At 66.1% G+C, this 1,854-nt stretch carries 2 protein-coding genes; both read right to left on the bottom strand.

Going from position 1 to position 1,854, the window contains the following annotated elements; all coding sequences use genetic code 11:
- A partial coding sequence (locus G474_RS21505; RefSeq protein ID WP_156919341.1) for a cache domain-containing protein occupies positions 1–893 on the bottom strand: 893 nt, incomplete at its 3' end.
- A 236-nt stretch (positions 894–1,129) separates the two neighbouring features.
- On the bottom strand, positions 1,130–1,711 hold the full coding sequence (locus G474_RS21500) for a chemotaxis protein CheW (RefSeq protein WP_084513845.1): 582 nt from the start codon (positions 1,709–1,711) through the stop codon (positions 1,130–1,132).
- Positions 1,712–1,854 lie beyond the last annotated feature (143 nt).

Below are 1,854 nucleotides of genomic sequence, written 5' to 3'. Positions count from 1 at the left end.
TCGAGGGTGGCATTGACGCCGGAGACGATGTTCTTGAAATCCCCCTTGTGCTTGTCCGCGTCGGCCCGGGTGGACAGGCGCCCTTCCACGGCGGCGGAGGTCAGCATGCTGGCATCCTCTTCCAGGCTGCGCAGGCTGGCGCGCACGTGGGCAATGGCCTGCAGCAGGTCGCCCATCTCGTTACTCAGGCGGGCCTCGTTGCCGTCCTTGAAGTTGCCGGCGGCCAGCCGTTCCGACGCGGCCACGGCCAGGCCTATGGAGCGGCTCACATCCCGGATCACCGAGATGGCGAACACCACCAGGATCAGCACGATGATGCCGGCAATGCCGACCTGGACCTTGATTTCATTCCACAGGGCGGCATTGACGTCGTCCACGTAGATGCCGGTGCCCACCACCCAGCCCCAGGGCTCGAAGCCCTGGACGTAGGAAATCTTCGGAACCGGCTTGTCGGAGCCGGCCTTGGGCCAGGTGTAATCCACGAAACCGGCCTTCTTGTCCCGCACCGTGCGGACGAACTCCCGGAATAGCGGCTTGCCGTTGCCATCCTTCAGGTCGTCCAGGGTCTTGCCTTCCAGGTCGGGGCGGAAGGGGTGCATGACCATCAAGTTGTTCAGGTCATTGATCCAGAAATACTCGTTGCCGCTGTAGCGCAGGCCGCGCAGGGCCTGGGCTGCGGCGGCCTGGGCCGCGGCCCGGTCCAGCTGCCCGGAGACTTCCTGGGCGTGGAAGTAGGTCACGGTTCCCAGGGCGGCTTCCACCAGGGTGCGGGTCTGGGTCTGGCGGTCCTGCAGCAGGGTGGCGCGTAGGTTGAACAGGCCGGCGGTGACGCTGATCACGATGCCCAGCAGGGCAACGACGATCAGCAGTCGGGTCTTTGTTGCGATTTTCATGAGATGGCTCCGGTGCAGGGCAGGGTCAGTGGCTGCGGTAAACGGGGGCGCTCAGCCCTGGCCGGTGCCGGCCGGGGCTGGTGGCGGGGGGGCCGTCCGGGGGGCGGCCGGGCAGGGGCCCGCGCCCGGGGACAGCCCAGGGGGCCAACCATGGGGGTGGTGCTTCGACATGTCTTCCTCCTCGGGAGGGCTCGGGGCCCGGGTGAGGGGGCTCTGGCCCCCTTCTGTTTTGTGGCTTAGTGGTTTGCTGCTTCGCTGCCCAGTTCGCCGGGCGCCTCACCGCCGCCGATTTCGGAGAGCAGGGAAATTTCTTCCACGGAGAGCACCTGGCTCACGTTCAGGATGATCACGAAACGGCCGCCAACCTTGCCCATGCCGGTGATGAAATCGGCACGGATTTTGGCACCGAAAGCGGGCGGAGGTTCGATCTCGCTCCTGGGAATTTCCAGGACTTCGGAAACGGCATCCACCACGATGCCGATATCCTGGCGGTCCTCTCCCTCGCTGACCTCGATGATGACGATGCAGGTGCGCCGGGAGACCTGGGATTGCTGGTTGCCGAAACGGCTGGACAGATCGATCACGGGTACGACGGCCCCGCGCAGGTTGATCACCCCGCGGATGAAGGGGGGCATCATGGGGATGCCAGTGACCGAGCCGTATTCGATGATTTCCTTCACGTTGAGGATGCCCACCGCGAACATCTCGCCTCCGAGCAGGAAGGTCAGATATTGCTGGGGCACGTCATCGTGCCGGGCCAGGGCGCCGCCCTGGCCGGTGTTGAGGGGCGCAGCCCCGGTGGTGCTGATGCTGGTCATGGTGTCGGGCCTCAGAATTTTTCGAAATCACCCTCGTCTATGGTCAGGCTGGGCATGCGGGCCGGGGCAGCCCGGGGGGGCTCCATGCTCCGGACCGGGGCAGCGGCCCGGTGGCTGCTGACCATGGGGCGGCCGCCGCGCGG

It is taken from the genome of Azovibrio restrictus DSM 23866, assembly GCF_000429665.1.
Taxonomy (GTDB): domain Bacteria; phylum Pseudomonadota; class Gammaproteobacteria; order Burkholderiales; family Rhodocyclaceae; genus Azovibrio; species Azovibrio restrictus.
The sequence above is the reverse complement of the archived record's forward strand: the minus strand, read 5'-3'. Positions and strand labels throughout refer to the sequence as shown.